The 23,884-nt window shown below is 60.1% G+C and carries 29 protein-coding genes; 17 read left to right on the forward strand and 12 right to left on the reverse strand.

All coding sequences use genetic code 11. From position 1 onward, the window contains the following. The first annotated feature begins 150 nt into the window (after positions 1 to 150). From lgt to pgeF, 3 genes are read left to right on the forward strand one after another with little or no spacing between them, the layout of a single operon-like run. Positions 151 to 987 carry a prolipoprotein diacylglyceryl transferase gene (lgt, locus tag ACINK1_RS06130; RefSeq protein ID WP_376801532.1) on the forward strand — a complete coding sequence of 279 codons (837 nt, stop codon included), beginning with the start codon at positions 151 to 153 and terminating at the stop codon, positions 985 to 987. Continuing rightward, positions 984 to 2,099 carry a class I SAM-dependent methyltransferase gene (locus ACINK1_RS06135; protein ID WP_376801488.1) on the forward strand — a complete coding sequence of 372 codons (1,116 nt, stop codon included), beginning with the start codon at positions 984 to 986 and terminating at the stop codon, positions 2,097 to 2,099. The genes lgt and ACINK1_RS06135 overlap by 4 nt, the downstream gene beginning before the upstream one ends. Continuing rightward, complete coding sequence (pgeF, locus tag ACINK1_RS06140; protein ID WP_376801487.1) at positions 2,099 to 2,863, forward strand: peptidoglycan editing factor PgeF; 765 nt, start codon at positions 2,099 to 2,101, stop codon at positions 2,861 to 2,863. The genes ACINK1_RS06135 and pgeF overlap by 1 nt, the downstream gene beginning before the upstream one ends. 100 nt (positions 2,864 to 2,963) lie before the next feature. Here pgeF and ACINK1_RS06145 read toward each other — a convergent pair whose 3' ends face one another. Beyond that, a complete protein-coding gene (locus ACINK1_RS06145; RefSeq protein WP_395760032.1) occupies positions 2,964 to 3,338 on the reverse strand; it encodes a BLUF domain-containing protein in 375 nt (124 codons plus the stop codon). A gap of 182 nt (positions 3,339 to 3,520) precedes the next feature. Between ACINK1_RS06145 and ACINK1_RS06150 the strand changes: the two genes are divergently transcribed. Next, a complete protein-coding gene (locus tag ACINK1_RS06150; protein ID WP_376801485.1) occupies positions 3,521 to 4,477 on the forward strand; it encodes a hypothetical protein in 957 nt (318 codons plus the stop codon). A 15-nt stretch (positions 4,478 to 4,492) separates the two neighbouring features. On the opposite strand, the gene ACINK1_RS06155 is transcribed toward ACINK1_RS06150, so the two are convergent. Continuing rightward, positions 4,493 to 4,699 (reverse strand): hypothetical protein, encoded by a 207-nt coding sequence (locus tag ACINK1_RS06155; protein ID WP_376801536.1) that lies wholly within the window; start codon positions 4,697 to 4,699, stop codon positions 4,493 to 4,495. On the opposite strand from ACINK1_RS06155, the gene ACINK1_RS06160 reads away from it, so the two are divergent. The 6 genes from ACINK1_RS06160 to ACINK1_RS06185 all read left to right on the forward strand — a co-directional run bounded on the left by ACINK1_RS06160 (position 4,619) and on the right by ACINK1_RS06185 (position 9,008). Further along, on the forward strand, positions 4,619 to 5,506 hold the full coding sequence (locus ACINK1_RS06160) for a ribose-phosphate pyrophosphokinase (RefSeq protein ID WP_376802969.1): 888 nt from the start codon (positions 4,619 to 4,621) through the stop codon (positions 5,504 to 5,506). The genes ACINK1_RS06155 and ACINK1_RS06160 overlap by 81 nt on opposite strands. A 138-nt stretch (positions 5,507 to 5,644) precedes the next feature. Further along, complete coding sequence (locus tag ACINK1_RS06165; protein ID WP_376801484.1) at positions 5,645 to 6,283, forward strand: 50S ribosomal protein L25/general stress protein Ctc; 639 nt, start codon at positions 5,645 to 5,647, stop codon at positions 6,281 to 6,283. Between the two features lie 20 nt (positions 6,284 to 6,303). After that, a complete protein-coding gene (gene pth / locus ACINK1_RS06170) occupies positions 6,304 to 6,903 on the forward strand; it encodes an aminoacyl-tRNA hydrolase (protein ID WP_376801483.1) in 600 nt (199 codons plus the stop codon). 71 nt (positions 6,904 to 6,974) lie between these two features. Further along, on the forward strand, positions 6,975 to 8,072 hold the full coding sequence (gene ychF, locus ACINK1_RS06175) for a redox-regulated ATPase YchF (RefSeq protein WP_376801530.1): 1,098 nt from the start codon (positions 6,975 to 6,977) through the stop codon (positions 8,070 to 8,072). Next, entirely contained in the window at positions 8,038 to 8,538 is a 501-nt protein-coding gene (locus ACINK1_RS06180) for a MaoC family dehydratase (RefSeq protein ID WP_376801482.1), read from the forward strand. The genes ychF and ACINK1_RS06180 overlap by 35 nt, the downstream gene beginning before the upstream one ends. After that, on the forward strand, positions 8,538 to 9,008 hold the full coding sequence (locus tag ACINK1_RS06185) for a MaoC family dehydratase (RefSeq protein WP_376801481.1): 471 nt from the start codon (positions 8,538 to 8,540) through the stop codon (positions 9,006 to 9,008). The genes ACINK1_RS06180 and ACINK1_RS06185 overlap by 1 nt, the downstream gene beginning before the upstream one ends. Before the next feature lie 9 nt (positions 9,009 to 9,017). On the opposite strand, the gene ACINK1_RS06190 is transcribed toward ACINK1_RS06185, so the two are convergent. Genes ACINK1_RS06190 through ACINK1_RS06200 form a run of 3 tightly spaced genes read right to left on the reverse strand, consistent with a single transcriptional unit; the run spans position 9,018 to position 11,820 of the window. Next, complete coding sequence (locus ACINK1_RS06190) at positions 9,018 to 10,538, reverse strand: ATP-binding protein (protein ID WP_395760033.1); 1,521 nt, start codon at positions 10,536 to 10,538, stop codon at positions 9,018 to 9,020. Beyond that, the gene (locus ACINK1_RS06195) at positions 10,535 to 11,257 is read right to left on the reverse strand and encodes a response regulator (protein WP_376801479.1); all 723 of its coding nucleotides are present in this window, start codon (positions 11,255 to 11,257) and stop codon (positions 10,535 to 10,537) included. Before ACINK1_RS06195 ends, ACINK1_RS06190 begins: the two co-directional genes overlap by 4 nt. After that, on the reverse strand, positions 11,254 to 11,820 hold the full coding sequence (locus tag ACINK1_RS06200; protein ID WP_376801478.1) for a MarR family winged helix-turn-helix transcriptional regulator: 567 nt from the start codon (positions 11,818 to 11,820) through the stop codon (positions 11,254 to 11,256). Before ACINK1_RS06200 ends, ACINK1_RS06195 begins: the two co-directional genes overlap by 4 nt. Positions 11,821 to 12,000: 180 nt before the next feature. On the opposite strand from ACINK1_RS06200, the gene ACINK1_RS06205 reads away from it, so the two are divergent. From ACINK1_RS06205 to ACINK1_RS06215, 3 genes are read left to right on the forward strand one after another with little or no spacing between them, the layout of a single operon-like run. Next, positions 12,001 to 12,888, forward strand: coding sequence for a branched-chain amino acid aminotransferase (locus ACINK1_RS06205; protein WP_395760034.1), 888 nt, complete (start codon positions 12,001 to 12,003; stop codon positions 12,886 to 12,888). A 52-nt stretch (positions 12,889 to 12,940) separates the two neighbouring features. Continuing rightward, positions 12,941 to 13,225: a type II toxin-antitoxin system RelE/ParE family toxin gene (locus tag ACINK1_RS06210; RefSeq protein WP_376801476.1), complete on the forward strand. Its 285-nt coding sequence runs from the start codon at positions 12,941 to 12,943 to the stop codon at positions 13,223 to 13,225. Further along, a complete protein-coding gene (locus ACINK1_RS06215) occupies positions 13,194 to 13,511 on the forward strand; it encodes a HigA family addiction module antitoxin (protein ID WP_376801475.1) in 318 nt (105 codons plus the stop codon). The genes ACINK1_RS06210 and ACINK1_RS06215 overlap by 32 nt, the downstream gene beginning before the upstream one ends. Positions 13,512 to 13,524: 13 nt before the next feature. On the opposite strand, the gene ACINK1_RS06220 is transcribed toward ACINK1_RS06215, so the two are convergent. Beyond that, complete coding sequence (locus ACINK1_RS06220) at positions 13,525 to 13,914, reverse strand: DUF305 domain-containing protein (RefSeq protein ID WP_376803716.1); 390 nt, start codon at positions 13,912 to 13,914, stop codon at positions 13,525 to 13,527. A 263-nt stretch (positions 13,915 to 14,177) separates the two neighbouring features. On the opposite strand from ACINK1_RS06220, the gene ACINK1_RS06225 reads away from it, so the two are divergent. Next, on the forward strand, positions 14,178 to 15,866 hold the full coding sequence (locus ACINK1_RS06225) for a DNA methyltransferase (RefSeq protein ID WP_376801474.1): 1,689 nt from the start codon (positions 14,178 to 14,180) through the stop codon (positions 15,864 to 15,866). A 201-nt stretch (positions 15,867 to 16,067) separates the two neighbouring features. Here ACINK1_RS06225 and ACINK1_RS06230 read toward each other — a convergent pair whose 3' ends face one another. The 4 genes from ACINK1_RS06230 to uvrC are packed head-to-tail and all read right to left on the reverse strand — an operon-like array spanning position 16,068 to position 19,370. Continuing rightward, entirely contained in the window at positions 16,068 to 16,517 is a 450-nt protein-coding gene (locus tag ACINK1_RS06230) for a molybdenum cofactor biosynthesis protein MoaE (RefSeq protein ID WP_376801473.1), read from the reverse strand. Positions 16,518 to 16,521: 4 nt separating this feature from the next. Further along, positions 16,522 to 16,779 carry a molybdopterin converting factor subunit 1 gene (moaD, locus tag ACINK1_RS06235; protein ID WP_376801472.1) on the reverse strand — a complete coding sequence of 86 codons (258 nt, stop codon included), beginning with the start codon at positions 16,777 to 16,779 and terminating at the stop codon, positions 16,522 to 16,524. Next, a complete protein-coding gene (gene pgsA, locus ACINK1_RS06240) occupies positions 16,776 to 17,387 on the reverse strand; it encodes a CDP-diacylglycerol--glycerol-3-phosphate 3-phosphatidyltransferase (protein WP_376801471.1) in 612 nt (203 codons plus the stop codon). The genes moaD and pgsA overlap by 4 nt, the downstream gene beginning before the upstream one ends. Positions 17,388 to 17,444: 57 nt before the next feature. Next, positions 17,445 to 19,370: an excinuclease ABC subunit UvrC gene (uvrC, locus tag ACINK1_RS06245; protein ID WP_376801528.1), complete on the reverse strand. Its 1,926-nt coding sequence runs from the start codon at positions 19,368 to 19,370 to the stop codon at positions 17,445 to 17,447. A 350-nt stretch (positions 19,371 to 19,720) separates the two neighbouring features. Between uvrC and ACINK1_RS06250 the strand changes: the two genes are divergently transcribed. After that, the gene (locus tag ACINK1_RS06250) at positions 19,721 to 20,434 is read left to right on the forward strand and encodes an outer membrane protein (protein ID WP_376801470.1); all 714 of its coding nucleotides are present in this window, start codon (positions 19,721 to 19,723) and stop codon (positions 20,432 to 20,434) included. Between the two features lie 84 nt (positions 20,435 to 20,518). Here ACINK1_RS06250 and ACINK1_RS06255 read toward each other — a convergent pair whose 3' ends face one another. Beyond that, positions 20,519 to 21,409 carry an SDR family oxidoreductase gene (locus tag ACINK1_RS06255; protein ID WP_376801469.1) on the reverse strand — a complete coding sequence of 297 codons (891 nt, stop codon included), beginning with the start codon at positions 21,407 to 21,409 and terminating at the stop codon, positions 20,519 to 20,521. A 171-nt stretch (positions 21,410 to 21,580) separates the two neighbouring features. Between ACINK1_RS06255 and ACINK1_RS06260 the strand changes: the two genes are divergently transcribed. Both ACINK1_RS06260 and ACINK1_RS06265 read left to right on the forward strand, forming a co-directional pair. Then, on the forward strand, positions 21,581 to 22,255 hold the full coding sequence (locus tag ACINK1_RS06260) for an outer membrane protein (RefSeq protein ID WP_376801468.1): 675 nt from the start codon (positions 21,581 to 21,583) through the stop codon (positions 22,253 to 22,255). Between the two features lie 235 nt (positions 22,256 to 22,490). Beyond that, positions 22,491 to 23,186 carry an outer membrane protein gene (locus ACINK1_RS06265; protein WP_376801467.1) on the forward strand — a complete coding sequence of 232 codons (696 nt, stop codon included), beginning with the start codon at positions 22,491 to 22,493 and terminating at the stop codon, positions 23,184 to 23,186. Between the two features lie 12 nt (positions 23,187 to 23,198). Here ACINK1_RS06265 and ACINK1_RS06270 read toward each other — a convergent pair whose 3' ends face one another. Further along, complete coding sequence (locus tag ACINK1_RS06270) at positions 23,199 to 23,810, reverse strand: glutathione S-transferase family protein (RefSeq protein WP_376801466.1); 612 nt, start codon at positions 23,808 to 23,810, stop codon at positions 23,199 to 23,201. Positions 23,811 to 23,884: the final 74 nt, after the last annotated feature.

Raw genomic sequence — 23,884 nt, forward strand, 5'->3', positions numbered from 1 at the left:
TTGTCTCCACTCGGGTCAGGGACGGGATGTCAGGGTAGGAGGGGCAGTGACCTGTTCTCAATCACCGGGCTGTGGTCGATCTTGCAGGCGTGACAATGGTGACTCAGCCATGTCATTTCAAGCGTCCGATACGAATCCAGCATTTTGAGAATCGAGATCGCCATGCCGCCGCTTCTGGCTTTGCCGTTTCCTGCCATTGATCCCGTCCTCATCGAATTGGGGCCGTTCCCCGTCCGCTGGTATGCGCTTGCCTATCTCGCAGGACTTCTGCTTGGCTGGTGGCTCGCCCAAAGGCTGATTGCCCGCAACGATCTTTTTGCAGCCTCCGGCCCGCCGAAATTGGCCCAGCTTGATGATTTTCTGCTGTGGGCGGCAATCGGCATTGTGTGCGGCGGGCGGCTTGGTTTCGTGCTCTTCTACAATCTCGATTACTACCTTGAAAATCCGCTGGAGATCATCCAGCCATGGCGGGGCGGTATGTCGTTTCATGGCGGCGCGGCCGGACTTATGGTTGCGACCTATCTTTTCGCACGCCGACAGGCTTTGCCTTTTCTTACCCTGATGGATGTTGTGACCGCTGTGGCACCCGTCGGCCTCTTCTTTGGGAGGATCGCCAATTTCATCAATGGCGAATTATACGGGCGGGTCAGCGATGTGCCCTGGGCGATTCTGTTTCCGCGCGGTGGCTTTCTGCCGCGTCACCCCAGCCAGCTTTATGAGGCAGGGCTTGAGGGGCTTGTCCTGTTCATTGTGCTCATGGTGCTGGTCTTTCGTGTCCGGGCTTTGCGATGGCCAGGCGTTATCGCGGGAGTGTTTCTTGCCGGCTACGGGGTGGCGCGCAGCATCGTTGAATTCTATCGTGAGCCCGACGCCCAGCTTGGCTATCTGGCGGGCGGCCTCACCATGGGGCAAGTCCTGTCGCTGCCGATGATCCTGTGTGGCGTCATCATCGTCATCTGGGCGGCACGGCGGCAGGCTCGCCCGTGAGCCTGCCGAGCGGCGAGGAATGGGCCTTGCGCGATCTTCTGATCGAGCACATCCGCGCTGACGGGCCGATGACGATCAGCGAGTACATGTCCGCCTGCCTCACTCATCCGCAGCACGGCTATTATCCCCGTCGCGACCCGTTCGGGCGGCGGGGTGATTTCATCACGGCGCCCGACATATCGCAGATGTTTGGCGAGATGCTTGGATTATGGGCGCTTGCATGCTGGCGGGAGATGGCGTTTGCAGGGGCTCCGCGTCTGGTTGAACTGGGGGCGGGGCGAGGCACAATGATGGCCGATGCGGTGCGCGCGATAGCCAAGGTCGCTGGCGGCATCGATGCTATCGTGATCGATATTGTCGAGATCAGCCCTCTCCTGCGGGAGCGTCAGCAGCAATCACTCGCGAACCTTCCCGTCAACCCGCGCTGGCATGAGGCGTTCGATGATGTGTCGGCTGGCCCGTTCGTCCTGCTTGCCAATGAATTTCTTGATTGCCTGCCTGTCCGCCAATGGCAGCGGCGTGCGGGGCAGTGGTATGAGCGGCTGGTAGGTGTTGATCGCGAGGGGCAACTGGCGATGGGGCAGGCACCTGTTCCGGTTTCCGTCTTGCCGCTCGATGTTGGTCATCTGGATATGCAGGATGGCATGATCATCGAGCATTCGCAGGCGGCGCACCGGCTGATCGAAAAGGTAGCTGCGCGGACATTGACCGGGCCGGGAGTGGCGCTTTTTATCGATTATGGCTCGCTGCGCAGCGGCTTTGGCGACACGTTGCAGGCGGTGAGCGCCCATCGCTTCGTCGATCCTCTGGCTGAACCTGGCCTGGCCGATTTGACGGTGCATGTGGATTTCGACGCCCTTGGCGCAACCGCGCGGCGGGCTGGGGCGTCCATTGGCGGGCCGGTGACGCAGGGAACGTTTCTGTCAGCCCTCGGCATCACCGAGCGTGCCGCACGTCTGGCGGCAGGCAAACCTGCGGCGATGGCTCAGGAGATTTTCTCTCAACTTGACCGGCTGATAGCGCCGGCGCAAATGGGGGACCTCTTCAAGGTGATGGGTATCAGCGCAGGCGCTGTCGCATTGCCGCCTTTTGCAGGATCGGGAGACGGCTGATGATCACATCTCCTTTGCTCAGCGCCTGGCCTGGCGTTCGCCATGCCTTCTTTACCCGCCAGGGTGGCGTGTCGCAGGGGATTTACGCTGGCCTCAATTGCGGTCTCGGCTCGCACGATGAGCGCGTGCGCGTACTGCAGAACAGGGCATATGTTGCCGGTTCGCTGGGTGTTGCGGCCGATCGTTTGGTCGCGCTCTATCAGGTCCACTCGGCTCATTGTGTCGTGGTCCAGACGCCCTTCACCCATGGCGAGGCGCAACGCGCCGATGCGATGGTGACACAGGTCGCGAACCTCGCCCTTGCCGTGTCGTCGGCTGACTGTTCGCCGGTTCTGTTTGCCAGCGCGGGGGTGATCGGGGCGGCGCATGCGGGCTGGCGCGGGGCGCTGGGCGGGGTGATAGAAGCAACAATTGCGGCGATGATCGCTCTGGGGGCGCGCCGCGAGGATATCCGCGCCAGCATCGGGCCGACGATATCGCAGAAAAACTACGAGGTCGGCCCCGAAGTGCGGGCTGCCTTTATCGACAAGAACGCCGCCTATGGTCATTTTTTTTCACCGTCCCCGCGGGATGGTTTTTTCCTCTTCGATCTGCCGGGCGTGATCGCCCATCGCCTGCGCGCAGCCGGCATCGCTGCGCTCGACGATGTGGGTTTGTGCACCTATGGCGATGAGGAGCGCTTCTTCAGTTATCGCCGCATGACGCACCGCGGCGAGAGCGATTATGGCCGCCATATCCACGGCATCGTGTTGGTTCAGTCATGATCGCCATCTGACCAGGCTCATCAGTCGATAAAAATCACAGGCGCACTCGTATCGATCCCGGCCGCAGTCTCAAGGATGCGGCGTGACGCAGCAAGCACATTCACCATTTGGTGCGATCAGTGGACATGACGGTATTTCCGGATGGCTCAAGGCCGATTTCCGCCATGGCCGTATCAAGCTTCGAACTGCCAAGCCCGGCCATTGACCAGGTCGCGAATTCCCGCCCGAGCAACAGGCCGCTGCCAAGTATGGACAGGCTGTCATGAAGCTTACTGTTGAGGATACGCTGATACGCCTTCTCAATATTGTTTTCGTGCCCCTCCAGATGCTGGAGGAACCAATGACGACCGCAGACCAGAAGCCCGGTCAACGCGTGGCGGTCATTGAAAGACTGGGCGCCGACGAGCATGTGCGCAATATCATCGTTGCTTGTCGAAGCGCGACGCCGTGAGAGATAGAGAATATAGCTGAGCATTGACTGCAAGCCACGTCACTTTGGATTGTTATCTGATATCAGCGTTCTGATTGTATTGTCAAATGTTATTCATATAAATCAACATTTTCGAGCAAAAATACACAGGCTCCTCGACGCCACGCGCAAAGCCGGTTAAGTCTGGTGCGAGCGATCCGGCAAGAGATCGCTGGCGGAGCGTCGATATGGACTGCGGATGGGCGGCTTTTCACTCTCGCGCGATACGCGCCCTGAGCGCCATCGGCGTGTCGGTGGCAGTGGCTGCCTGTCAGACAACGTTGCAAAGCAGCGCCGTGCCGGCGCCTGAGACCCCAGCGGCCGCAACGCTTGCCTTTGAGGGGTTTGTCGGTGTTCCCAAGCAGGCGGGCGATGAAGTCATTTCAGCCCTTGTCAGTGCTGGAGCGGTAAAGCAATTTGCCATTGTGCAGGCGGGTGACCCGCGTGCCGCTTATGTTTTGCGCGGCTATCTTGCCCAACAGGCTGAGGGCGGCACGACGGCGATCAATTATGTCTGGGATGTGTTTGATCGTGCAGGCAATCGTCTCCAGCGGCTGATGGGTGAAACCCGGCTGCCGGCGGCGGTCGCTGATGGCTGGACGCTGGTTCAAGGCAGCGGCGCCCGGGATATTGCCGAGGCAAGTGCGGTGGATATTGCCCGCTTTCTCGCCGGCGGTCATCCGACGACGGTAGCGGCTGGCCCGGCCCTTGCGGCGACACCGGCCGGATCGCTCAAGGTGCCTGCACCTGAACCTGCGGTCTCGACGGGGAGCAATGCGCCCGCGCGGCAGGCGCGGCTGCGCTCGATCAGCGTTGGCGATGTCGGCGGTATCGAGAGTACGGCTGCCCTGCGATTGAAGTCGGCTGCCGAAAAAGCGCTGGGCGAGGCCGGCTACACGATTGTCGCGCCTGGTGCGCCGAGTGATGTCAGGTTGTCGGCGGAGGCAACCGTCAATCCGGGATCGGCTGGAACGCGCCTGGCGGCCATGGTGTGGCGCGTTGCTAACGGGCAAGGACAGGAACTGGGTGAAGTGCGCCAGCTGGCAAGCCTCGGGGTTTCGGGTGTCGAAGCCCAGCCGGCCGTGAACAAGGCCATCGACGGCATGCTCTCCGGCGTGGTTGCTCTGGCGCCGCCGCGCCCCTGATTATTATCTGAACGGTCAATTGCGTCTGCCGGTTGCCATTGCTAATAGGCTGCCGGGCTTGGTCTTTTGGTGATAGTTTACGGGGTTGAGGCAGATATGAAGCTCGTTGCGGGCAATTCCAACGGTTCGCTGGCTGACGCGATCGCGCGGTATATGCGTCAACCCCTGACCAATTGCAGCGTTCGACGATTCGCGGACATGGAAATCTTCGTCGAGATCCATGAAAACGTTCGTGGCGAAGACGTCTTCATCCTGCAATCGACGTCGTTTCCCGCCAATGACCATCTCATGGAATTGCTGATACTCATCGATGCGCTGAAGCGCGCCTCGGCGCGCCGCATCACGGCGGTCATTCCCTATTTCGGCTATGCCCGCCAGGACCGGAAAGCCGGTCCGCGCACGCCGATTTCCGCCAAGCTTGTTGCCAACCTCATCGACCGGGCAGGGGCTGACCGGGTGCTGACGCTTGATCTCCATGCCGGGCAGATCCAGGGATTCTTCGATATTCCGACCGACAATCTGATCGCAGCGCCCGTCATGGTGCGCGACATCAGGGAGCATTATGAGCTGTCCAACATCACTGTTGTGTCGCCTGATGTCGGCGGCGTGGTGCGGGCGCGCAACATCGCCAAGCGCATTGATGCTCCCCTGGCGATCGTCGACAAGCGCCGCGAGCGGCCGGGCGAATCGGAAGTGATGAACATCATCGGCAGCGTCGATGGACGCGATTGCCTGCTGGTGGATGACATCATCGATTCCGGCGGCACGCTGTGCAACGCCGCCGATGCGCTTCTGGCGCAGGGCGCGCGCTCGGTGGTGGCCTATATCACCCACGGCGTTCTCTCAGGCGGCGCGGTGGCGCGCATCACCTCGTCGAAACTCAAGGCGCTGGTCATCACCGATTCGATCATGCCGACGGAAGCTGTGCGGGTGTCGGGTAATATCCGGGTGTTACCGATCGCCAGCCTGATCGGCGAATCGATCAGCCGCATCGCCACCGAGACGTCGGTGTCGAGCCTGTTTGACTGACCGGTTGCGGCTGCAACATGGACAGGCCGGTCAGTTTGGATTAAAAGCTCAGCCGCTCGCAGCCACACCCCTGGAGGAAGGCGAGCCCCGGGCCGCGGGATGCGGCCGTTTTCTTTTATTGCCACACAGGAGAGCCAAATGGCTGGCGTTATTGAAGTCAAGGCGATGCAACGCTCGCGGGCAGGCAAGGGGGCCGCGCGTGCCGTTCGTCGTGAAGGCCGGGTTCCGGCCGTCGTTTATGGGGGCAAGGAAGCCCCCACTGTCATCTCCCTTAGCCAGACTGACATCAGCAAGCGGATCTTTGCGGGTCATTTTCTGTCGACATTGCTGATGCTCGACATCGACGGCAAAAAGGTTCGTGTCATTCCGCGCGATTATCAGCTCGATATCCTCAAGGATACGCCCCTCCACGTCGATTTTCTGCGTATCACGGAAGGCTCGCGCATCCGGGTTGAAGTGCCGGTGCACTTCATCAACCAGGATCAGTCGCCGGGCCTCAAGGCGGGTGGCGTGATCAATATCGTGCTGCATGGCGTCGAAGTTCTGTGCCCGCCCGACAGCATTCCGCAGTCGATCGATATCGATCTGTCCGGCAAGGCGATTGGCGATACAGTGCACATCAACGACATCACTTTGCCGAAGGATGTTGTGGCCGTGAACAAGAGCAATTTCACCATTGCCTCCATCGCTCCGCCGACCAAGGTTGAAACGGTGGTGGCAGCGCCGCTTGCAGCTGACGCAGCGGCCCCGGCCGCTGACGCTGACAGCAGGTCCTAGCGCCTCGGGCGTTGCCGGCGATGCTGGCTGTGGTCGGTCTGGGCAATCCCGGCGAGGCTTATGCCGGGCATCGTCACAATATCGGCTTCATGGCGGTCGATGCGATCCATGCGCGCCACGGGTTCTCCCCGTGGCGCCATCGCTTTCAGGGTCTTGCCAGCGAAGGCAAGCTTGAAGGCGAGCGAGTGACCCTCCTCAAGCCCGAGACGTTCATGAACGAAAGCGGTCGGGCGGTCGGCGAGGCAATGCGTTTTCACAAGATGGCGCTCGGCGATATTGTCGTCATTCATGATGAGCTGGACCTGAAGGCGGGCGAGGTGCGCGTGAAGAGCGGCGGCGGCAATGCCGGCCATAACGGGCTGCGCTCGATCAGCGCGCATTGCGGCAATGACTACCGACGCGTGCGGCTGGGGATCGGTCATCCCGGCGACAAGGCGCTGGTGCATGCCTATGTGCTCAGTCATTTTGCCAAGGACGAACGAGCCTTCGTCGCAGGGTTATGCGATCTGGTGGGGGCTGAGGCAGGGCGGCTGGCCAGATATGACGACCGGGGTTTCCAGAGCGAGATCAATCGCGCTATGGCAGCGCGCGGGCTGGTCGTCGGTGCCCCGCCCGGCTGAGGCAGGCGGAGTGCGGCGACGTCACGATTTTCAGCAGTTTTCCAACTGCTGGTACAATGAGCGGGATCATTATGGGCTTCAAATGCGGTATCGTCGGCCTGCCGAATGTCGGCAAGTCCACCCTTTTCAACGCGCTGACGCAGACGGCGGCAGCGCAGGCGGCCAATTATCCTTTCTGCACCATTGAGCCCAATGTGGGCGATGTTGCGGTCCCCGATGAAAGGCTCGATCAACTGGCCAGGATCGGCGGATCGGCGCAAATCATCCCGACGCGCCTCACCTTTGTCGACATCGCCGGCCTGGTGCGGGGTGCGGCCACCGGTGAAGGGCTTGGCAACCAGTTCCTCGGCAACATCCGCGAAGTCGATGCGATCGCCCATGTGGTGCGCTGTTTCGAGGATGGCGACGTGACCCATGTTGAAGGACGCATTGATCCGATTGCTGATATCGAGACGATCGAGACCGAGCTGATGCTGGCTGATCTCGACAGCCTTGAGCGACGCGTCGCGGCGCTGGAGAAAAAGGCGCGCGGCGCCGACAAGGAGGCGAAAGAAACGCTTGAACTGGTCCAGCGCGCGCTGGTGCTGCTGCGCGAGGGCAAGCCGGCCCGCCTGACCGATGTGTCGGCGGACGAAGCCAAACGCTTTGGCATGCTGCAATTGCTGACCGCCAAGCCGGTTCTTTATGTGTGCAACGTCGAGGAAGCATCCGCTGGGGCGGGCAATGGCTATTCCACCAAAGTGATGGAGCGTGCCCGGCAGGAAGGCGCGGTGGCGGTCGTGGTATCAGCCAAGATCGAAAGTGAAATCGCTGTGCTGCCGGCCGTCGAACAAAAGGATTATCTTGAGGCGATCGAGCTTTCCGAGCCAGGGCTCAACCGCATTATCCGCGCCGGCTATCAGCTTCTCGATCTTGTGACCTATTTCACGGTCGGGCCGAAGGAGGCGCGGGCCTGGACGATCACCCGCAACACACGCGCGCCGCAGGCCGCGGGCGTCATTCACAGCGATTTCGAGAAGGGGTTCATCCGTTCCGAAACCATCGCCTTTGCCGATTACGTCGCCTATGCAGGCGAAGCGGGTGCGAGAGACGCCGGCAAGCTGAGGCTTGAAGGCAAGGAGTATGTGGTAGCCGATGGCGACGTCCTGCATTTCCGCTTCGCCAATTGAGGAGGATGCCTTGCTCTACTTCGAGGATTTCGTTGTCGGGACAAGGCAGGTTTTCGGCTCGGTCGGCGTCAGCGCCGCTGATATTATCGCGTTCGCTGAAGAGTATGACGCGCAACCGATGCATGTTGATCCGCAAGCTGCCGGGCAATCGATGTTTGGCGGTCTGGTGGCGTCGGGATGGCATAGTTGCTGTCTGATGACCCGGCTGATGTGCGACGGGTTTCTGCTGGGGTCGGCCGCGCTTGGTGCGCCGGGCATTCAGGAGGTGAAATTCCTGCAGCCGGTGCGCCCCGGCGATATCCTCAGGCTTGAGACCGTGGTGCGCGATGGGCGTATCTCGCAATCACGCCCGCACATAGGACTTGTTGGTCTCCATTTTGAACTGATCAATCAGCGTGGCGCGTGTGTGCTGACGATGGATAATTTCATGATGATCAGGCGCCGGCCGCAAGGCGAGGTCGGGTGATGCATTATTTCGAAGACGTCAAGATCGGGGAGCGCGTCAGTCTTGGTAGTTTCAGCTTCACGGCGGAAACAATCATTGCTTTTGCCCGGCAGTTTGATCCGCAGCCGTTTCACCTGAGCGAGGAGGGTGGCCGCAGCTCCCTCTTCGGCGGGCTGGCGGCCTCGGGCTGGCAGACGGCATCAGTATGGATGAAAATGTGGGTCGAGCATACCAGGGCTCAGATCGCCGCTGGCAAGACGCCGGCTGATGCCATGGGTCCGTCGCCGGGTTTTCATGATCTCAAATGGCTGAAGCCGGTGCTCGCCGGCGATACGATTTCCTACACGGCGCTCACGGGTAAAAAACGCCCCCTTGCCAGCAAGCCTGAATGGGGGCTGGTATCGGGCATCGGTGAGGGCTTCAATCAACGCGACGAGGCGGTTTTTTCCTTCACTTACCACGTTTTCGTGCGCCGGCGCCCGCCTGTCTGACAGGGAGGCTCAGGCCGGGATTTCCACCTGTGCCCTGAGGCCGCCGAGCGGGCTTTGATCCAGAATGATGTTGCCACCATGACTGGTGGCGACCTCGCGGGCGATGGCCAGGCCAAGGCCGGTGCCGCCCGTATCCTGATTGCGTGATTCATCGATGCGGAAGAAAGGGCGGAAGACGTCATCACGCAGATCAGGGGGAATACCAGGGCCGTTATCGTCGATGATGATCGTGAGCTTGCCATCTTCATGACGAGCAATGACGTTGATGATCGTCGCGTAATGCGCGGCATTCACCAGCAGGTTCAGCAGGCAGCGTTTGAAAGCGTGAGGACGAACCGTGATCTGCGGATCGCCGCTGAATTCAAGATGCGTCGCGATATTGTCCTTTCCGATTTCGGCCACTAGCTGGCCAAGGAGGCTCGCGATGTCGACGGTCTCGCTACTCTCGTCAGCATCGCAGCGGGCAAAGGCAAGATAGGTTTCCAGCATACGCTGCATGTCATCGGTGTCGCGCTGCAACTCTTCGATTTCGGGCGACTGCTTCATGACGGCAAGCTGCAGTTTGAAGCGTGTGAGCATGGTGCGAAGATCGTGACTGACTCCGTTCAGCATGGTGGTGCGTTGTTCGATCTGGCGCTCGATGCGCCGTTTCATCAGCAGGAAAGCAATCGCTGCCCGTCTTACTTCACGCGCGCCGCGCGGGGTGAAATCAGCCACCTCGCGGCCCTTGCCGAATTCCTCCGCCGCGTAGGCAAGGCGCTGGATGGGGCGGATCTGGTTGCGCAGGAACAGGATGGCGGCGGCGATGAGGACAAATGACGTCCCCACCATCCACAGGATGAAGATGTGGCTGTTGGAGGCGTAGGCGCGGTTGCGGTCGACAAAGAACCGTATAACGCCGCGATTTTCCTCTAGATTGATGCGGATCTCGATGAGGTTGGATCGCCCGACCGTGTCGATCCAGAATTCGCGTCCGATCTGCCGGCGCAACTCGCGCGACAAGGCCCAGTCAAGCGTCAGGAAGAAAGGGCGGTCGGTGGTGACCGGCAATGAGCTTGGCGGCAGAATATCAACCTGCAGTTCCAGGCGATCACGCGCAATGGTGCGCACGATATCAAAGGCCGCCGGCGCGGGCTGTGCTTCATAAAGCTCGATGATGGCAGCGATATTCGAGGTCACCATTGACGACAGGCGCCGGGTGACGGCCTGCCAATGGCGATCCATGAAGGCAATCGTTACCACACACTGCAAGATGACCATCGGCAGGATGATGATCAGCAAGGAGCGGCCATAGAGGCCCTTCGGCGTGACGCGATAGAGCCATTGCCGCCACACTCGCCACAGCGAAGAGAGGCGATCGGCGCCGTGAAAGGGGAGGGCGGATGCGACGCGTGCGATCGCCTCGGCGGCGATCAGTCTGAACACTTTCACATAGGCCGAAAATCCGTTGCGCAAGCTGGTCATGCCATCGCCAAGCCTTGCCAGCATGCGCTTGTCAGACGGCAGTGGTGATGCCCTGCTATCGCTCATGTGGTGACCAGCCGGTAGCCAATGCCACGCACCGTTTGCAGATAGGTCGGGTTTGCAGGGTCGCGTTCGATCTTGCGGCGCAGGCGATTGATCTGCACGTCGACCGCGCGTTCCGAGGTTGCGCCCTCGCTGCCGGCCAGATCGAAGCGCGAAACGGTGACGCCCGGCTCCTCGGCCAGCATACCCATCAGCACGCGTTCGCGCTCGGTGAGGCGGATCGGCTCGTCGCCGCGGAACAAATCGCCGCGTTCGACGAAAAACAGGAAAGGCCCGAAGCGGATGACGGGCGCCTTGTCGGGCACCGAAGGTGGCGCGGTTCGCTTCAGGATGTTGTTGATGCGCAATAATAATTCGCGTGGTTCGAAAGGCTTCGAGAGGTAATCGTCGGCGCCAAGTTCGAGCCCCTCGATACGCTCGGGCGATTCAGCGCGCGCAGTCAGCATCAGCACGGGCACGGTGTCATTTTCGCGCAACGTGCGCAAAAAGTCGAAACCGGTTTCGCCTGGCATCATCACGTCAAGGATCAGCAGATCAAAGACGAGGCCAGCCAGCTTCTTGCGCGCTTCCCCCGCTGAGGCTGCGCTTGACACACGAAAGCCATGGCCGGTGAGAAAGCGCCCGAGCAGGCTGCGGATGCGCCGGTCGTCATCAACAACCAGGAGATGAAGCTGCGGTTCACCGGGCGGTTCGGTCAGCCCGGCCATGGCGATTTCGTTCATCTGACGTGCACGCTCATCGTGCCTCCCGGTTGTGGCGATGATGGCTCGCCGATGAAGCGTTTCACCATCGCGCTTTCGTTTGCGTCCACCATCGAGAGCAGAAAGGCCTCGATCGCCGGGCGGTGATGAGTGCCGGCCGCCTCCAGCGCGCGGCCCAGATGATCGGCCTGAAGGTCGGCCAGTTTTACAGCGAGTTCACGGCCTTTGCGTGTCGTGTGCAACAGGCGCTGGCGGCGATCTTTCAATCCGGGTATCTGCTCGATAAAACCGGCCTTGACCAAATCCTTGAGGACGCGCGCCAGGCTTTGCTTGGTTATGCGCAACACCTTCAGAAGATCAGCCACCGGCAGGCCGGGATTGCGGTTGACGAAGTGCAGAACGCGGTGATGGGCGCGGCCGAATTTGAGCCGTTCAAGGATCACGTCGGGCGCAGCAACGAAGTCGCGATAGGCAAAGAAAACGAGTTCGATCAGGCGCAGCATGTCACGCTGCCGATCATCGGTATCGGGGACCGGCAGGTGAGGTTGCGTGGAATTTATGTCAGTATTATTGACATATTTCATGTCGTTTGTTACACCTTACAGCGGCTTGGCGCAGCTTTGTTGCGCCAAGTGCTCGTTGCACGCAATCGAATCGTCGGGCACTTGCCGCGCCGACAATGTGTGGTGCATTTGTAGCTGTGTGGACCAAGGGATGCAAAAAGTCCTGCCCTATGGGCGCTGGATGGAAGAGGGGAGACAAAGATGGCTGGACCAGCATTCGACGATCGCGACGGCGTGATCTGGTTTGACGGGCACATGGTCGACTGGCGCGAAGCCAAGGTTCATGTTCTCACGCATGCCATGCATTATGCATCAGCCGTGTTTGAGGGCGAGCGCGCTTATGGCGGTGATATCTTCAAATCAACCGCGCATTCCGAGCGGCTGAAGCAGTCGGCCCGGCTGCTTGATTTCGACATACCGTATTCGGTCGCCGAGATCGATGCCGCCAAGCAAATGGTTCTGGCCAGAAGCGGCCTGAAGGACGCCTATATCCGCCCGCTCGCCTGGCGCGGATCGGAGATGATGGGCGTGTCGGCGCAGGCCAACAAGATCCATCTGGCGATCGCGGTATGGGAATGGCCGAGCTATTTCAACCCGGCTGAGCGCCTGAAGGGCATCCGCCTTGACATGGCGCGCTATCGCCGGCCCGATCCCGCGACCGCGCCGTGCACGTCGAAGGCCGCCGGGCTTTACATGATCTGCACCATTTCCAAGCATGAGGCGGAGCGTAAAGGCTATGCCGATGCGCTGATGCTCGACTGGCAGGGGCGGGTGGCCGAGTGCACCGGCGCCAATGTCTTCTTCACCAAGGATGGCGCCATTCATACGCCGACCGCCGATTGCTTCCTTGATGGCATCACCCGCAAAACAGTGATTGATCTGGCGCGGGCGCGCGGCTTTGAGGTGATCGAGCGGCGCATCATGCCTGATGAAATGGAAGGCTTCGTCGAATGCTTCATCACCGGCACAGCAGCCGAGGTGACGCCGGTTGCCGAAATTGGCCCCTATAAATTCACCGTCGGCAACATGACCAAAACGCTGATGGAGGATTACATGGAGGCCGTCACGCCGAAGAAGAACGCGGCGTGAGCTTTCCATCCCGGCTCTTGACTACATATGACGTTATGCGTTATTTGTAATCATGATCCGCTCCTTCGGTGATCCTGAGACAGAGCGAGTCTGGTCCGGGCAGATCAGCCGCAAGCTGCCGCCGGATATCCAGATCGTCGCCTTGCGCAAGTTGCGTATGATAAATCAGGCACGCGTTTTGAACGACCTCGGGGTTCCTCCGGGTAATCGTCTGGAGGCACTCAAAGGCAAACGCAAAGGCCAGCATTCGGTCCGCGTCAATGATCAGTGGCGTATCTTTTTTGTGTGGAGCGAGGGAGGTGCGAATGAAGTTGCCATCGTCGACTACCACGACTGACCGCCTGACTAATCCAACGCCCGGAGAAATTCTGGCAGAGGAGTTCCTGAAGCCTATGGGTCTCAGCCAGAATGCGCTGGCACGCGCGCTTGGCGTGCCGCCCCGGCGCATCAATGAGATCGTGCTTGGCAAGCGTGCCGTTAGCGCTGATACCGATCTGAGGCTTGCCCGCTATTTCGGTTTGTCAGACGGTTTTTTTCTTGGTCTTCAGGCTGATTACGATCTGATGGAGCAGCGGCGAAAGATCGGTCCGCAATTGCAGCATATCGTACCGCGCGCGGCCTGAACCCGCCTGCCGCTCACTTTCCGTTCTTGGCAAGCCAGGCCTTCATAAAGGCAATCTCGCTGTCCTGTGCCGCAATCACGGCTTCTGCCAGTTTGCGCAGCTCAGGGTCCTTGCCATAGGTGAGGACGATTTTCGCCATGTCGATGGCGCCTTGATGGTGGGGGATCATGCCGCGTGCAAAATCGACATCCGCATTGCCAGTCAATGGCACGTTCATCTCGGCATGCATCTTGTCGTTGGCTTGGCGGAAGGCTTTGCTTGCGGGTGAATTGTCGGGCGCCGCCGCCCCATGGCCGGCATGCGGGTTTGCGGCAGGAGCCGTCTGGTGGCCGCTGTGCTGGGCGCTCGCCAGACCCGAAAGACCGAGTATGGCGACGATGGCAAGAGTCAGGGGCAATTTCATGGTCCGCGTTCCTTTTTGAATCTCAGGTCATGGGGTACTTCTACCCCTTCTCCCCTTGCGGGAGAAGATGCCGCGCGACAGCGAGGCGGATGAGGGGTAACTGAAGATTATGGCTGGAAGCCGCCCCTCACCCGGCGCTTTGCGCCACCCTCTCCCGCAAGGGGAGAGGGAACGGGGGGTGGTCAATTCACCAGCGAGCCGCCGGAGCTTGACGGGCAGCAGCCTCCCCCCGCATCGTGACCCCTCGCGCTGCGGGGATTCCCATGATCAAGACGCCTGACCACAACACGCTGTTTTATGGCGATAATCTGACAATCCTGCGCGAGCATATCGCCGATGAGAGCGTTGATCTCATCTATCTTGATCCGCCGTTCAACTCCAACGCCTCCTATAATGTGCTGTTCAAGGCGCCGGGCGGCGAACAATCGCAAAGCCAGATCGAGGCGTTTGACGATACGTGGGAATGGGGCGAGGTGGCCGAGCGCGCGTTTGATGAGGTGATGATTTCGGGCAATACGGATGCGGCTGAAATGCTGCGCGCCATGCGCGGTTTCCTGAAGGAAAACGCCATGATGGCCTATCTTGCCATGATGGCGGTGCGCCTCATCGAGCTGCACCGGGTGCTGAAGCCCACGGGGTCGCTTTATTTGCACTGCGATCCGACCGCCAGCCATTATCTCAAGATTTTGCTGGATGCAGTGTTTGGGCCGGTGCACTTTTCAAGCGAGATCATCTGGCGACGAACATCAAGCCACAATTCGGCCAAGCGCTGGGGGCCGGTGCATGACACTATTCTCGCCTATTCAAAATCAGAGCATTTTATCTGGAATGATGTCTTTCAAACGTATGATGATTCTTATCTTGATCGCTTTTATCGATTTGAAGATGAAAAAGGGCGTTTCCGAATCGGCGATTTAACGGGTGCTGGCACAAGAACGGGCGATTCAGGCAAACCTTGGCGTGATATCGATCCAACAGATGCCGGGCGCCACTGGGCAGTTCCAACGGCCATTATTGCCAGGCTAGGTCTCAACGGGACATTTGATCAGCTCTCTGTCCAAAGTAAACTGGATCGCTTGAACGAACTTGGCCTGATCTATTGGCCTCCCAAAGGCAGAGTGCCGCAGTTCAAGCGTTATCTTGAAGCGGATCGTGGTGTCCGCATTCAGGATATGGTCACAGATATTGCTCCGATTTCCTCCCAAGCCCAAGAACGCCTCGGCTATCCCACCCAAAAACCCCTTGCTTTGCTTGAGCGCATCATCGCTGCCTCATCCAATCCGGGCGATGTGGTCCTCGACCCGTTCTGCGGTTGCGGCACGACGGTGCATGCGGCGCAGAAAATGGAGCGGCGCTGGATCGGCATTGACGTCACCCATCTGGCGATCGGCCTCGTCAAGCGCCGCCTGATCGATGCCTTTCCAACCGCGCAGTTCGACATCGTTGGCGTACCTAAGGATTTAGGTGCAGCCGAAGCCCTGGCGGAGGCCGACAAGCATCAGTTCCAGCTCTGGGCGTTGTCGGTCGTCGAGGCGCAGCCTTACAAGGGCGGGCGCAAGGGGGCCGATGGCGGGGTTGACGGCTACATCTATTTCAAGCCCGACGGCAAGACGACCGAGAAGGCGGTGGTCTCGATCAAGGGCGGCAAGAATGTCGGCGTCACCATGATCCGCGATCTCATCGCCACAATCGAGCGCGACAAGGCCAAAGTCGGCATTATGCTGAGCCTTGCTGAACCAACGCGCGAGATGAAAAAGGAAGCCGCCGCTGCCGGTCTTTATAAAACCGGCATGCACGGCGATTTTCCGCGCATCCAGATCCTCACCATCGCCGATCTGTTCGATGGCGACCGCCCGCGCCTGCCCTGGGTTGATGCAAGCGTCTTCAGGAAGGCCAAGCGCGAGAATATTCGCGGCGAGAACAAGACCGATCAGGGCGATCTGGAACTGTGAGACTGGGTTTGCAGCCACCCCTCACCCGGCGCTATCGCGCCACCATCTCCCGCAAGGGGAGAGGGAAGGGGCGCGTGGCGGGGTGATACGGTAATACAATGCGTGGGCGGAAACGTGTGGTGGCCGAACCGCCTCTCTCTTCTTCCTTCTCCCCTTGCGGGAGAAGATGCGGCGCAGCCGGCGGATGAGGGATAACTTATACTACCACCGCTCCGCCGCCTCATCGTCTTCGGTTTTCGCCGCGATCCAGCGCCTCTCTCCGCCTGCCGCCTCCTCGGCCTTCCAGAAGGGGGCGCGCGTTTTCAGGTAATCCATGAGAAAGCTGGCGGCCTCAAACGCGGCATGGCGATGGGCGGAAGCGCAGATGACGAGGACGATATTGTCGCCTGGCTGCAGGCGCCCATGGCGATGGATGATGGTCGAGCCCTGAAGCGGCCAGCGCTGCCGCGCTTCCGCCTCCAGGCGTGATAATTCGGCCAGCGCCATCTCCTCATAGGTCTCAAGCGTCAGGGCGCAGACATCGCGCCCGTCATCTTGCCCGCGACAGATACCGGTGAAGGTGACGACAGCGCCGATATCTGTGCGGCCTGCGGTGAGCGCAGCGATCTCGGCGGCCATGTCGAAATCTCCGGTCCGGACGCTGACCGCCATCGCCTCAGCCGCCGGTCATGGGCGGAAAGAAGGCGATCTCGCGCGCCCCGCCAATGGCGGCATCGAGCGGGGCGTGGCGCTTGTCGAGGGCTGCCCTGACGACGCCCTCGGTTGCAAAGGCGTGATCATATTCCTCGCCCTGGCGCCGGAGATGGGCGATGAGATCAGTCAGAGTGTTGACGCCCGCCGGCAGGATCATGTCTTCCTCAGCCTTGCCCACGCGCTCGCGCAACCAGGCGAAATATTTGATGGTGACGCTCATCCGCTGTCATCCTCGAAGAGGTGGCGTCCGCCAGCGCGGAAATAATCCCAGCCGGTGTAGAGCGTCAGGAGGGCCGCAAGCCAAAGCAACACCAGGCCGATAAATGTGCAGCCGGGCAAGACCCGCTCACCGGCGGGTCCGGCGAGCAAAAAGCCGATAGCGGTGAGCTGCGCCGTCGTTTTCCATTTGGCGAGTTTGGTGACCGGCACCGAGACACGCAACTCGGCCAGAAATTCGCGCAGCCCCGAGACGAGAATTTCACGGCACAGAATGATGACCGCAGCCCACAGGCTCCAGCCGGCAATCGTCGAATCAGCGGCAAGCAGCAGCAGGCAGGCTGCCACCAGAAGCTTGTCGGCGATGGGGTCCAGCATGCGGCCGAGCGCGGTTGCCTGGCTGTAGGTGCGCGCCACCCAGCCATCGGCATAGTCGGTAATCGCTGCAATTGTAAAAATTCCCAGTGAAAACCAGCGCGCCGCGTGGTCATTTGCCGAGAATTCGCCATCCCAGAAGAAACAGGCGACGACGGCCGGCACCGCCGCGCAGCGGCCATAGGTCAACAGGTTCGCGGCATTAAGTGCGCGAGTGACACGACGTGGTCTTTCCATGGGCACCATGGGGGGAGAAAACATGAGGGAGGGGGAAGCGTCAACTGGTGCGATGACTTAAGAGGAAGCGTTGAAATGATTCCAGATCAGCCGGGCGATCACCTCGCTGATGCCAGGAGCCTGCAGCAGATCCTCTAAACTGGCGCGAGAAACGGCTTTCGCCGTGCCGAAATGATGGAGAAGCGCCCGCTTGCGCGAGGGTCCGATGCCTGCAATCTCGTCGAGCGTGCTGATGCCAATCGCCTTCGAGCGCTTCTGGCGGTGGGCACCGATGGCGAAGCGATGGGCTTCATCGCGCAGGCGCTGGACGAAATAGAGCACGGGATCGCGCGGCTCCAATTGTAGCGGCGGGCGCTCACGGCGATGAAAACGCTCGCGTCCGGCATCGCGGTCCGGCCCCTTGGAAATGCCGATCAGGGTAACTTCTTCGGCGATTCCAAGTTCGCTCAGCACCGCGTGGACGGCGTCAAGCTGGCCGCGTCCGCCATCGACAAGCACCAGATCAGGCCAGGCGGGCGGATCATCGCTTGCCGGGGTGTCCTCGCTCTCCTCGCGCCGGCCCTCATCCTTCAAAAGCCTGGCGAAGCGCCTGGTGAAAACCTCGCGCATCATGGCATAGTCATCGCCGGGCGTGAGCGTGCCGGGCGTCATGTTCCATTTGCGATACTGTCCCTTGATGAAGCCCTCCGGGCCGGCGACGATCATGGCGCCAACCGCATGGGCGCCCGCTATATGCGAGTTGTCATAGACCTCGATGCGGCGCGGCGGGGCTGGCAGATTGAAGGTCGTGGCAAGGCTTGCGAGCAGGCGCGACTGCGAGTTGGATTCGGCAAGCCGGCGCCCCAGCGCCTCGCGCGCATTGACCAGCGCGTGGTCGACCAGGTCCTTTTTTTCACCACGTTGAGGAATGGTGACATCGACCTTGAAGCCCTGGCGCAGCGTCAGCGCCTGGGCAAGCAAATCCATGTCCTCAACCGCTTCTGACAACAGGACGAGGCGGGGGCAGGGTTTGTCGTCATAAAACTGGGCGAGGAAGGCTTCCAGCACTTCGCTGCCGGTGAGGGATTTGTCGGCGCGCGGATAATAGGCGCGGTTGCCCCAGTTCTGATAGGTGCGGAAGAAGAAGACCTCGATGCAGGTCTGCCCGCCTTCCTGATGGACGGCAAAGACATCCGCCTCCTCAACCGTTTGCGGATTGATGCCTTGCGTTCCGGTGACGGCGGCAAAGGCGGAGATGCGGTCGCGATAGACGGCGGCCAGTTCGAAATCGAGACGGTCGGAGGCTGCTTCCATCTTGGCGGCCAGGTCCTGGCGGACGGCGGCGCTTTTGCCCGACAAGAAGGCGCGGCCTTCCTGAGCGAGATCGCCATAGGTCTCGAGATCAACGACGCCGGTGCACGGGGCAGCACACCGTTTGATCTGATGAAGCAGGCAGGGCCGGGTGCGACTGTCATAGACCGAATCAGAGCAGGAGCGCAGGAGGAAGGCTTTCTGCAGCGCATTGATTGTGCGGTTGACGGCGCCAGCATTGGCGAAGGGACCGTAATAATCACCCTTGCGGTCGCGGGCGCCACGATGCTTGAGGATGGCGGGAGCGGCATGGTCTTTGGTGATCAGGATATAGGGAAATGATTTGTCATCGCGCATCAGCACGTTGAAGCGCGGGCGCAGGCGCTTGATGAGATTGGCTTCAAGCAGCAGGGCTTCGGTTTCGGTTTCGGTGGTGACAAATTCCATCGCTGCGGTTTCCGCCACCATGCGGGCGATGCGGTGGGGCAATCCGCTGGTGCGGGCGTAGGAGGCGACACGCTTCTTCAGGCTGCGCGCCTTGCCGACATAGAGGACTTCGCTGGCCGCATTCACCATGCGGTAGACACCGGGGCGGTCGGGCAGGCGCTTCAGATAATCGGCGATGACGGCGGCGCCGCGCAACACGCTGACGGGCGCTGACACACTATCTTCGTCGGATCGGGCCTGTGACATCGATGCTTCGCTCATGACAAACCGCAACTATCACAATTCAACTACGCCGGGCACGATTCAATCTGGTGATGTTGCATTGCAGCAACAAACCGAAACCGGTCGTAGCAGAGTGACACACGACGCGTCGTAAACAGCGGTATTTTCATAAAATTCATCGAATTCGGCGAGTTCCGGCGAATGTGGGGCGCCTGATCGTTTTCATGATGGGGCAAGTGGTGTGTCAGCATTGCGGCAACAACACCTTTGAGGCGACGCGCCACAGGTTGGAACCAAAATCGCCGCACTTCGTTTCACTTCCCGACACATTCCAATCGGATACCCCGATCCTACGTTCAACTGGAGAGTTTATCATGTTCAACAAGGGTGTTTTCGCAGTGGTCGCAATTGTTGGTCTGTCGACCGCAGCTCATGCCGCCGATTTGCCAACCACGGTTCCCGCCTCGATCCCGGCGCCAGCCTATTACAACTGGAGCGGGTTTTATATCGGCGCCCAGGTCGGTGGTGCCATCGCCGGCGATAACAGCATTCGCCAGTTTGCCGCACTTGGCGGCGCGACCATCGGCAATCGCAACGCTGATCTGACGGGTGTGATCGGCGGCGTTCATGCCGGCTACAATTTTCAGGTCCATAACTGGGTCTACGGCGTGGAGGCTGATTTTGAAGGCTCCGATGCCAGCTCAGGCCTGCAGACGCTGCAGTCAGGTGATCGCGCCGGCGCGCGTCTTAACTGGCTGGGCTCGGTGCGCGGTCGTCTGGGCTATGCGGTTGACCAATTGCTGATCTACGGCACAGGCGGTCTGGCTTACGGTGAATTCGATAACCGTGTCGTCAACGGTGTGACGGGTGTCGGCCAGACATTTACCGGAACGCGTCTTGGCTGGACGGCAGGAGCCGGGCTTGAATACGCCTTCCAGCCAAACTGGACGGCGCGGATAGAATATCGCTACACCGAATTTGATCGCGCCGGGTTCAACCCGACGGTTGGAACCAGTGTTGTCGGTTCGAGCTTCCGCGATGATCCGAGCTTCCATGCGGTGCGTGCCGGGATCAGCTACAAGTTCTGACATCATCCATCGCGATCAGCGCCATCAGGGCATGTCGGTCAAGGCCGGCATGCCCTTTTTGCTGAAATGCCTTGCACCGGCGACTTATTCGACGAGGCCTGTATTGTCGGCTGTCTGCCAGATCAGGTGTTGACCACCGTCAAGCGCGATCATCTGCCCGGTGAGGGAGCGGGTGGCAACGAGGAAGCGCAGGGCGGCGCTGAAGTCCTCGAGATCAGGTCCCCGCCGCAGGATGGTCGCCTGCTGCTGGCGCAAAAAATCGTCATCGGGCTGGCGGCTGCCTTTGAGTGTCGGGCCGGGCGCGATGGCATTGACGCGGATGCGGGGTGCGAACGCCTGAGCCATTGTTCGGGTCGCCGTCCACAGTGCCGCTTTTGACAGGGTGTAGGAAAAGAATTGCGGTGTCAGTTTCAGCACCCGCTGGTCGATCAGGTTGACGATCAACCCCTCATGTTCAACCGGCAATGCCTTCACCATGGCCTGGGCCAGAAAGAGAGGGGTCGTGAGATTGACCGCCATCTGGCGTTCGTAGTGGGCGCGCGACATGTCGGCAGCCTCGTCTGGCTCGAACTGCGAGGCATTGTTGACGAGCAATCCAAGCGGCCCCAGCCTGGCGACCGCCTGCGGCACTAGCTGGTCGACAGCGGATGCGTCGCCAAGGTCAGCCTGCAGGACGATCGCCGTGCCGCCTCGGCCGGCAATCTCGGCGGCCAGTATCTCGGCATCGCTGCGGGAGCGGTTGCAGTGAATGGCAATCGCAAAACCGTCTTCAGCAAGTCCCAGCGCCAGACGGCGACCGATGCGTTGGGCGGCGCCAGTTATCAAAGCGGTGCGTGGCATCGTGACGGGTGATGGTGCGGGAGAATGATCCATGCGCCTAGCCATGCCAAAGGATGGCGAACCTGTCGAGCCTCCGCCCGATCGCGTGGCCGCCGCAGGCGATGCGCGCAGCGTGATATGCAGTTTAGACGACATGGTAAATATTATATAAATTTAAACATCAGTAATCATAAAATATAGAATTCTGTTATTGCTAAATAAATACGATTAAATTTTTTGAAAATACGATATATATAGACGCAATGCAGATGATAAGTCGGTTTCCAGACTTTTGTCTGGAAAGTTGCGTAAGTGCTGGAGTTTATGATGTCTCTACGGAATTTGCGTGCGGCCGCGATCACCCTTTTTGCGGTGATGAATGCCGGATGCCTGTCAGCGGCGGACCTCTCCTATGGCCAGCAGCCAGCCTATCAGCAGCCGCTTAATCGCGTGGCGTCCGCGTGGCAGGGCTTCTATGTGGGTGCGCATGCCGGCTATAGCTGGGGCAATTTTGATGGCACGCTCAATCCGGGCCCGACGAATCTGGGTTTCAACGGATCGAGCATTTCAGGTGGTCTTTTCACCGGCCTCAACTTTCAGCTGACACCGCAATATCTCGCAGGTGTCGAAGGTGACATCAGCTTTCTTAACCCGCGCAGCGAGCGGACCATTAATGGCGCCCTCTTTCAGGATCGCGCCGATTGGCAGGGGACGGTACGTGTTCGTGGCGGCCTCACGTTTGACAATTATTTTGCCTATCTGACTGGCGGGCTGGCGATCACGGACGTCGAATTGCGTGGCCCGGTTGATCGCCAGAGCCGCACCAAGGTCGGATGGGCCATCGGCGGCGGCCTTGAGGGGCGGCTCAACGATCATGTGTTTACCCGCGGCGAGTATATCTACACCAATTTTGGTAGCGATGATTACGCGTTGGGCGCTCAGCGTATCAATGGCGGGCTTGATACTCATACGCTGCGCCTGGGTATTGGCTATCGCTTCTAGTTTGCGAACGCTCTGCCACCTTATCGCAGAGCGATTGGCGTACTTTAAAATGCCCGGAGCAAACCGGGTGCATTGACCATCCCAGAGTGACCTCCGCGGATGTCCTGGAGCCCGGCCACGTGTCGGGCTCTTTTTTACAAAAATCTCTAATTTACTGATTTTAAATGATAATCTTTTCAAAATCATACAGCAATTAGCCCCATAATTTGTAAAGTATGTTGATGGGGAGAGGGGCATGGCCATGTCAGCCAGACGATTGCCGGGTCGGTTGCTGTTGATCGTGTTGCTGGTGTTGAGCGCTGACGCAGCGAGCCGACGTGCCCTGGCGCAATTCACCACATCCGAGGGGCAGTTCAGCCCGCGCGTACCCATCCTGACCGATTGGAACGGGCCCTATTTTGGCGTGGCGGCGGGCCTGTCGGCAGCGAGTGTCAGCGGCATCAGCTCGCTTGCCAGCATCACCAATACCCAGTCGCGCAATGGTGTGCAGGGCAGCGTGATCGCCGGCGCCAATCTGCAGCTTGGACCGGTCGTCGTCGGCGCCGAGGGTGATGTGACGCTGCAGGACATCAGGAGTGTTCGCAATGAAATCGCCGGCGTTTTTGCCACCAAGGTCGACTGGTCGGCGACGCTGCGCGGGCGGCTTGGTATTCCGTTCGGCAATTTTCTTGCCTATGGGACGGCAGGTTTGGCGCTGACGAATATCGGTGTGCGCTATCAGGGTGTCGGCAATGACAGCCAGCTGCTCAAAGGTTGGGTCGCCGGTGTTGGTCTTGAAGCGGCAATATTCGGCGGATGGCGCCTTCGTGGCGAATATCTGTTCAGCCAGGCCGATTCCAATCGTTTCAGTTTCGGTAGCGGGCCAACCTACAACGCTGATTCCGGCACGCACACGCTGCGCGCCGCTCTCGTCGTGCGCTTCGGCAATTGAGTAAAAGGCGGCTCAAGCCGGGGGTGGTGTGAATTTGGTCGCAGCGAAGGCTGGAACCCTGGCGGCGAAACCATCGAGCCAGGCAACCAGCTTCGGGTATGACGCGCGCCAATCGCCGTTAAAGCGCAGATCCTGGTAGCCAAGGGCGCAGGCGACCGCGGTCCCGCCAATGGAGTGATCGTCAACGGCGGGCGGATGGCGTTCCAGCTCATCAAGGCCGCGCTTGACCTTGTCGGTCTGGTAGTCGGCCCATTTGGCGCTGCGCTCGTTTTCGGCACGAAACCGCAGCTCGTAGACCCGCAGGATGGATGCATCCATGATGCCATCAGCGAGAGCCTGAAGCACGAGTGCCGGATAGCGCGCGGCTCCGGCGGGGATGATCTTGCCGCCACCGGCGAGCTGGTCGAGGTATTCGATGATCACCCGGCTGTCATAGATCGCCATGCCTTCAGCGGTGATGAGGACAGGGATCTTGCCCAGCGGATTTTGCTGGCGCAGCGTGTCGCTTGAATCGTTGGTGTCGGCGGCGACAATGTTGATACGCTGCGACAAACCAAGCAGATCAGCGGCAATCCTGACCTTGCGGCCGAAGGGCGAGGCTGGAGCGTTACGAAGGATCATCATGTCAGGTCTTCCTGCTGGAGCGGGAGTAGGCGTTAAAATGACCGCAGAAACCGTACATTAGCAGCATCTGTGCT

The organism is Raskinella chloraquaticus (SeqCode), from assembly GCF_021731865.1.
GTDB lineage: Bacteria > Pseudomonadota > Alphaproteobacteria > Rhizobiales > UBA4765 > Raskinella > Raskinella chloraquaticus.

Bases quoted from the DNA above. Each gene is read 5' to 3' on its own strand.
- pgeF (WP_376801487.1), top strand. From the start codon at position 2,099: ATGATCACATCTCCTTTGCTCAGCGCCTGGCCTGGCGTTCGCCATGCC.
- ACINK1_RS06145 (WP_395760032.1), bottom strand. From the start codon at position 3,338: ATGCTCAGCTATATTCTCTATCTCTCACGGCGTCGCGCTTCGACAAGC.
- ACINK1_RS06150 (WP_376801485.1), top strand. From the start codon at position 3,521: ATGGACTGCGGATGGGCGGCTTTTCACTCTCGCGCGATACGCGCCCTG.
- ACINK1_RS06155 (WP_376801536.1), bottom strand. From the start codon at position 4,699: ATGGATCTCGACGAAGATTTCCATGTCCGCGAATCGTCGAACGCTGCA.
- ACINK1_RS06165 (WP_376801484.1), top strand. From the start codon at position 5,645: ATGGCTGGCGTTATTGAAGTCAAGGCGATGCAACGCTCGCGGGCAGGC.
- pth (WP_376801483.1), top strand. From the start codon at position 6,304: ATGCTGGCTGTGGTCGGTCTGGGCAATCCCGGCGAGGCTTATGCCGGG.
- ychF (WP_376801530.1), top strand. From the start codon at position 6,975: ATGGGCTTCAAATGCGGTATCGTCGGCCTGCCGAATGTCGGCAAGTCC.
- ACINK1_RS06180 (WP_376801482.1), top strand. From the start codon at position 8,038: ATGGCGACGTCCTGCATTTCCGCTTCGCCAATTGAGGAGGATGCCTTG.
- ACINK1_RS06185 (WP_376801481.1), top strand. From the start codon at position 8,538: ATGCATTATTTCGAAGACGTCAAGATCGGGGAGCGCGTCAGTCTTGGT.
- ACINK1_RS06190 (WP_395760033.1), bottom strand. From the start codon at position 10,538: ATGAGCGATAGCAGGGCATCACCACTGCCGTCTGACAAGCGCATGCTG.
- ACINK1_RS06195 (WP_376801479.1), bottom strand. From the start codon at position 11,257: ATGAACGAAATCGCCATGGCCGGGCTGACCGAACCGCCCGGTGAACCG.
- ACINK1_RS06200 (WP_376801478.1), bottom strand. From the start codon at position 11,820: ATGAAATATGTCAATAATACTGACATAAATTCCACGCAACCTCACCTG.
- ACINK1_RS06205 (WP_395760034.1), top strand. From the start codon at position 12,001: ATGGCTGGACCAGCATTCGACGATCGCGACGGCGTGATCTGGTTTGAC.
- ACINK1_RS06210 (WP_376801476.1), top strand. From the start codon at position 12,941: ATGATCCGCTCCTTCGGTGATCCTGAGACAGAGCGAGTCTGGTCCGGG.
- ACINK1_RS06215 (WP_376801475.1), top strand. From the start codon at position 13,194: ATGAAGTTGCCATCGTCGACTACCACGACTGACCGCCTGACTAATCCA.
- ACINK1_RS06220 (WP_376803716.1), bottom strand. From the start codon at position 13,914: ATGAAATTGCCCCTGACTCTTGCCATCGTCGCCATACTCGGTCTTTCG.
- ACINK1_RS06225 (WP_376801474.1), top strand. From the start codon at position 14,178: ATGATCAAGACGCCTGACCACAACACGCTGTTTTATGGCGATAATCTG.
- ACINK1_RS06230 (WP_376801473.1), bottom strand. From the start codon at position 16,517: ATGGCGGTCAGCGTCCGGACCGGAGATTTCGACATGGCCGCCGAGATC.
- moaD (WP_376801472.1), bottom strand. From the start codon at position 16,779: ATGAGCGTCACCATCAAATATTTCGCCTGGTTGCGCGAGCGCGTGGGC.
- pgsA (WP_376801471.1), bottom strand. From the start codon at position 17,387: ATGGAAAGACCACGTCGTGTCACTCGCGCACTTAATGCCGCGAACCTG.
- uvrC (WP_376801528.1), bottom strand. From the start codon at position 19,370: ATGTCACAGGCCCGATCCGACGAAGATAGTGTGTCAGCGCCCGTCAGC.
- ACINK1_RS06250 (WP_376801470.1), top strand. From the start codon at position 19,721: ATGTTCAACAAGGGTGTTTTCGCAGTGGTCGCAATTGTTGGTCTGTCG.
- ACINK1_RS06255 (WP_376801469.1), bottom strand. From the start codon at position 21,409: ATGTCGTCTAAACTGCATATCACGCTGCGCGCATCGCCTGCGGCGGCC.
- ACINK1_RS06260 (WP_376801468.1), top strand. From the start codon at position 21,581: ATGTCTCTACGGAATTTGCGTGCGGCCGCGATCACCCTTTTTGCGGTG.
- ACINK1_RS06265 (WP_376801467.1), top strand. From the start codon at position 22,491: ATGGCCATGTCAGCCAGACGATTGCCGGGTCGGTTGCTGTTGATCGTG.
- ACINK1_RS06270 (WP_376801466.1), bottom strand. From the start codon at position 23,810: ATGATGATCCTTCGTAACGCTCCAGCCTCGCCCTTCGGCCGCAAGGTC.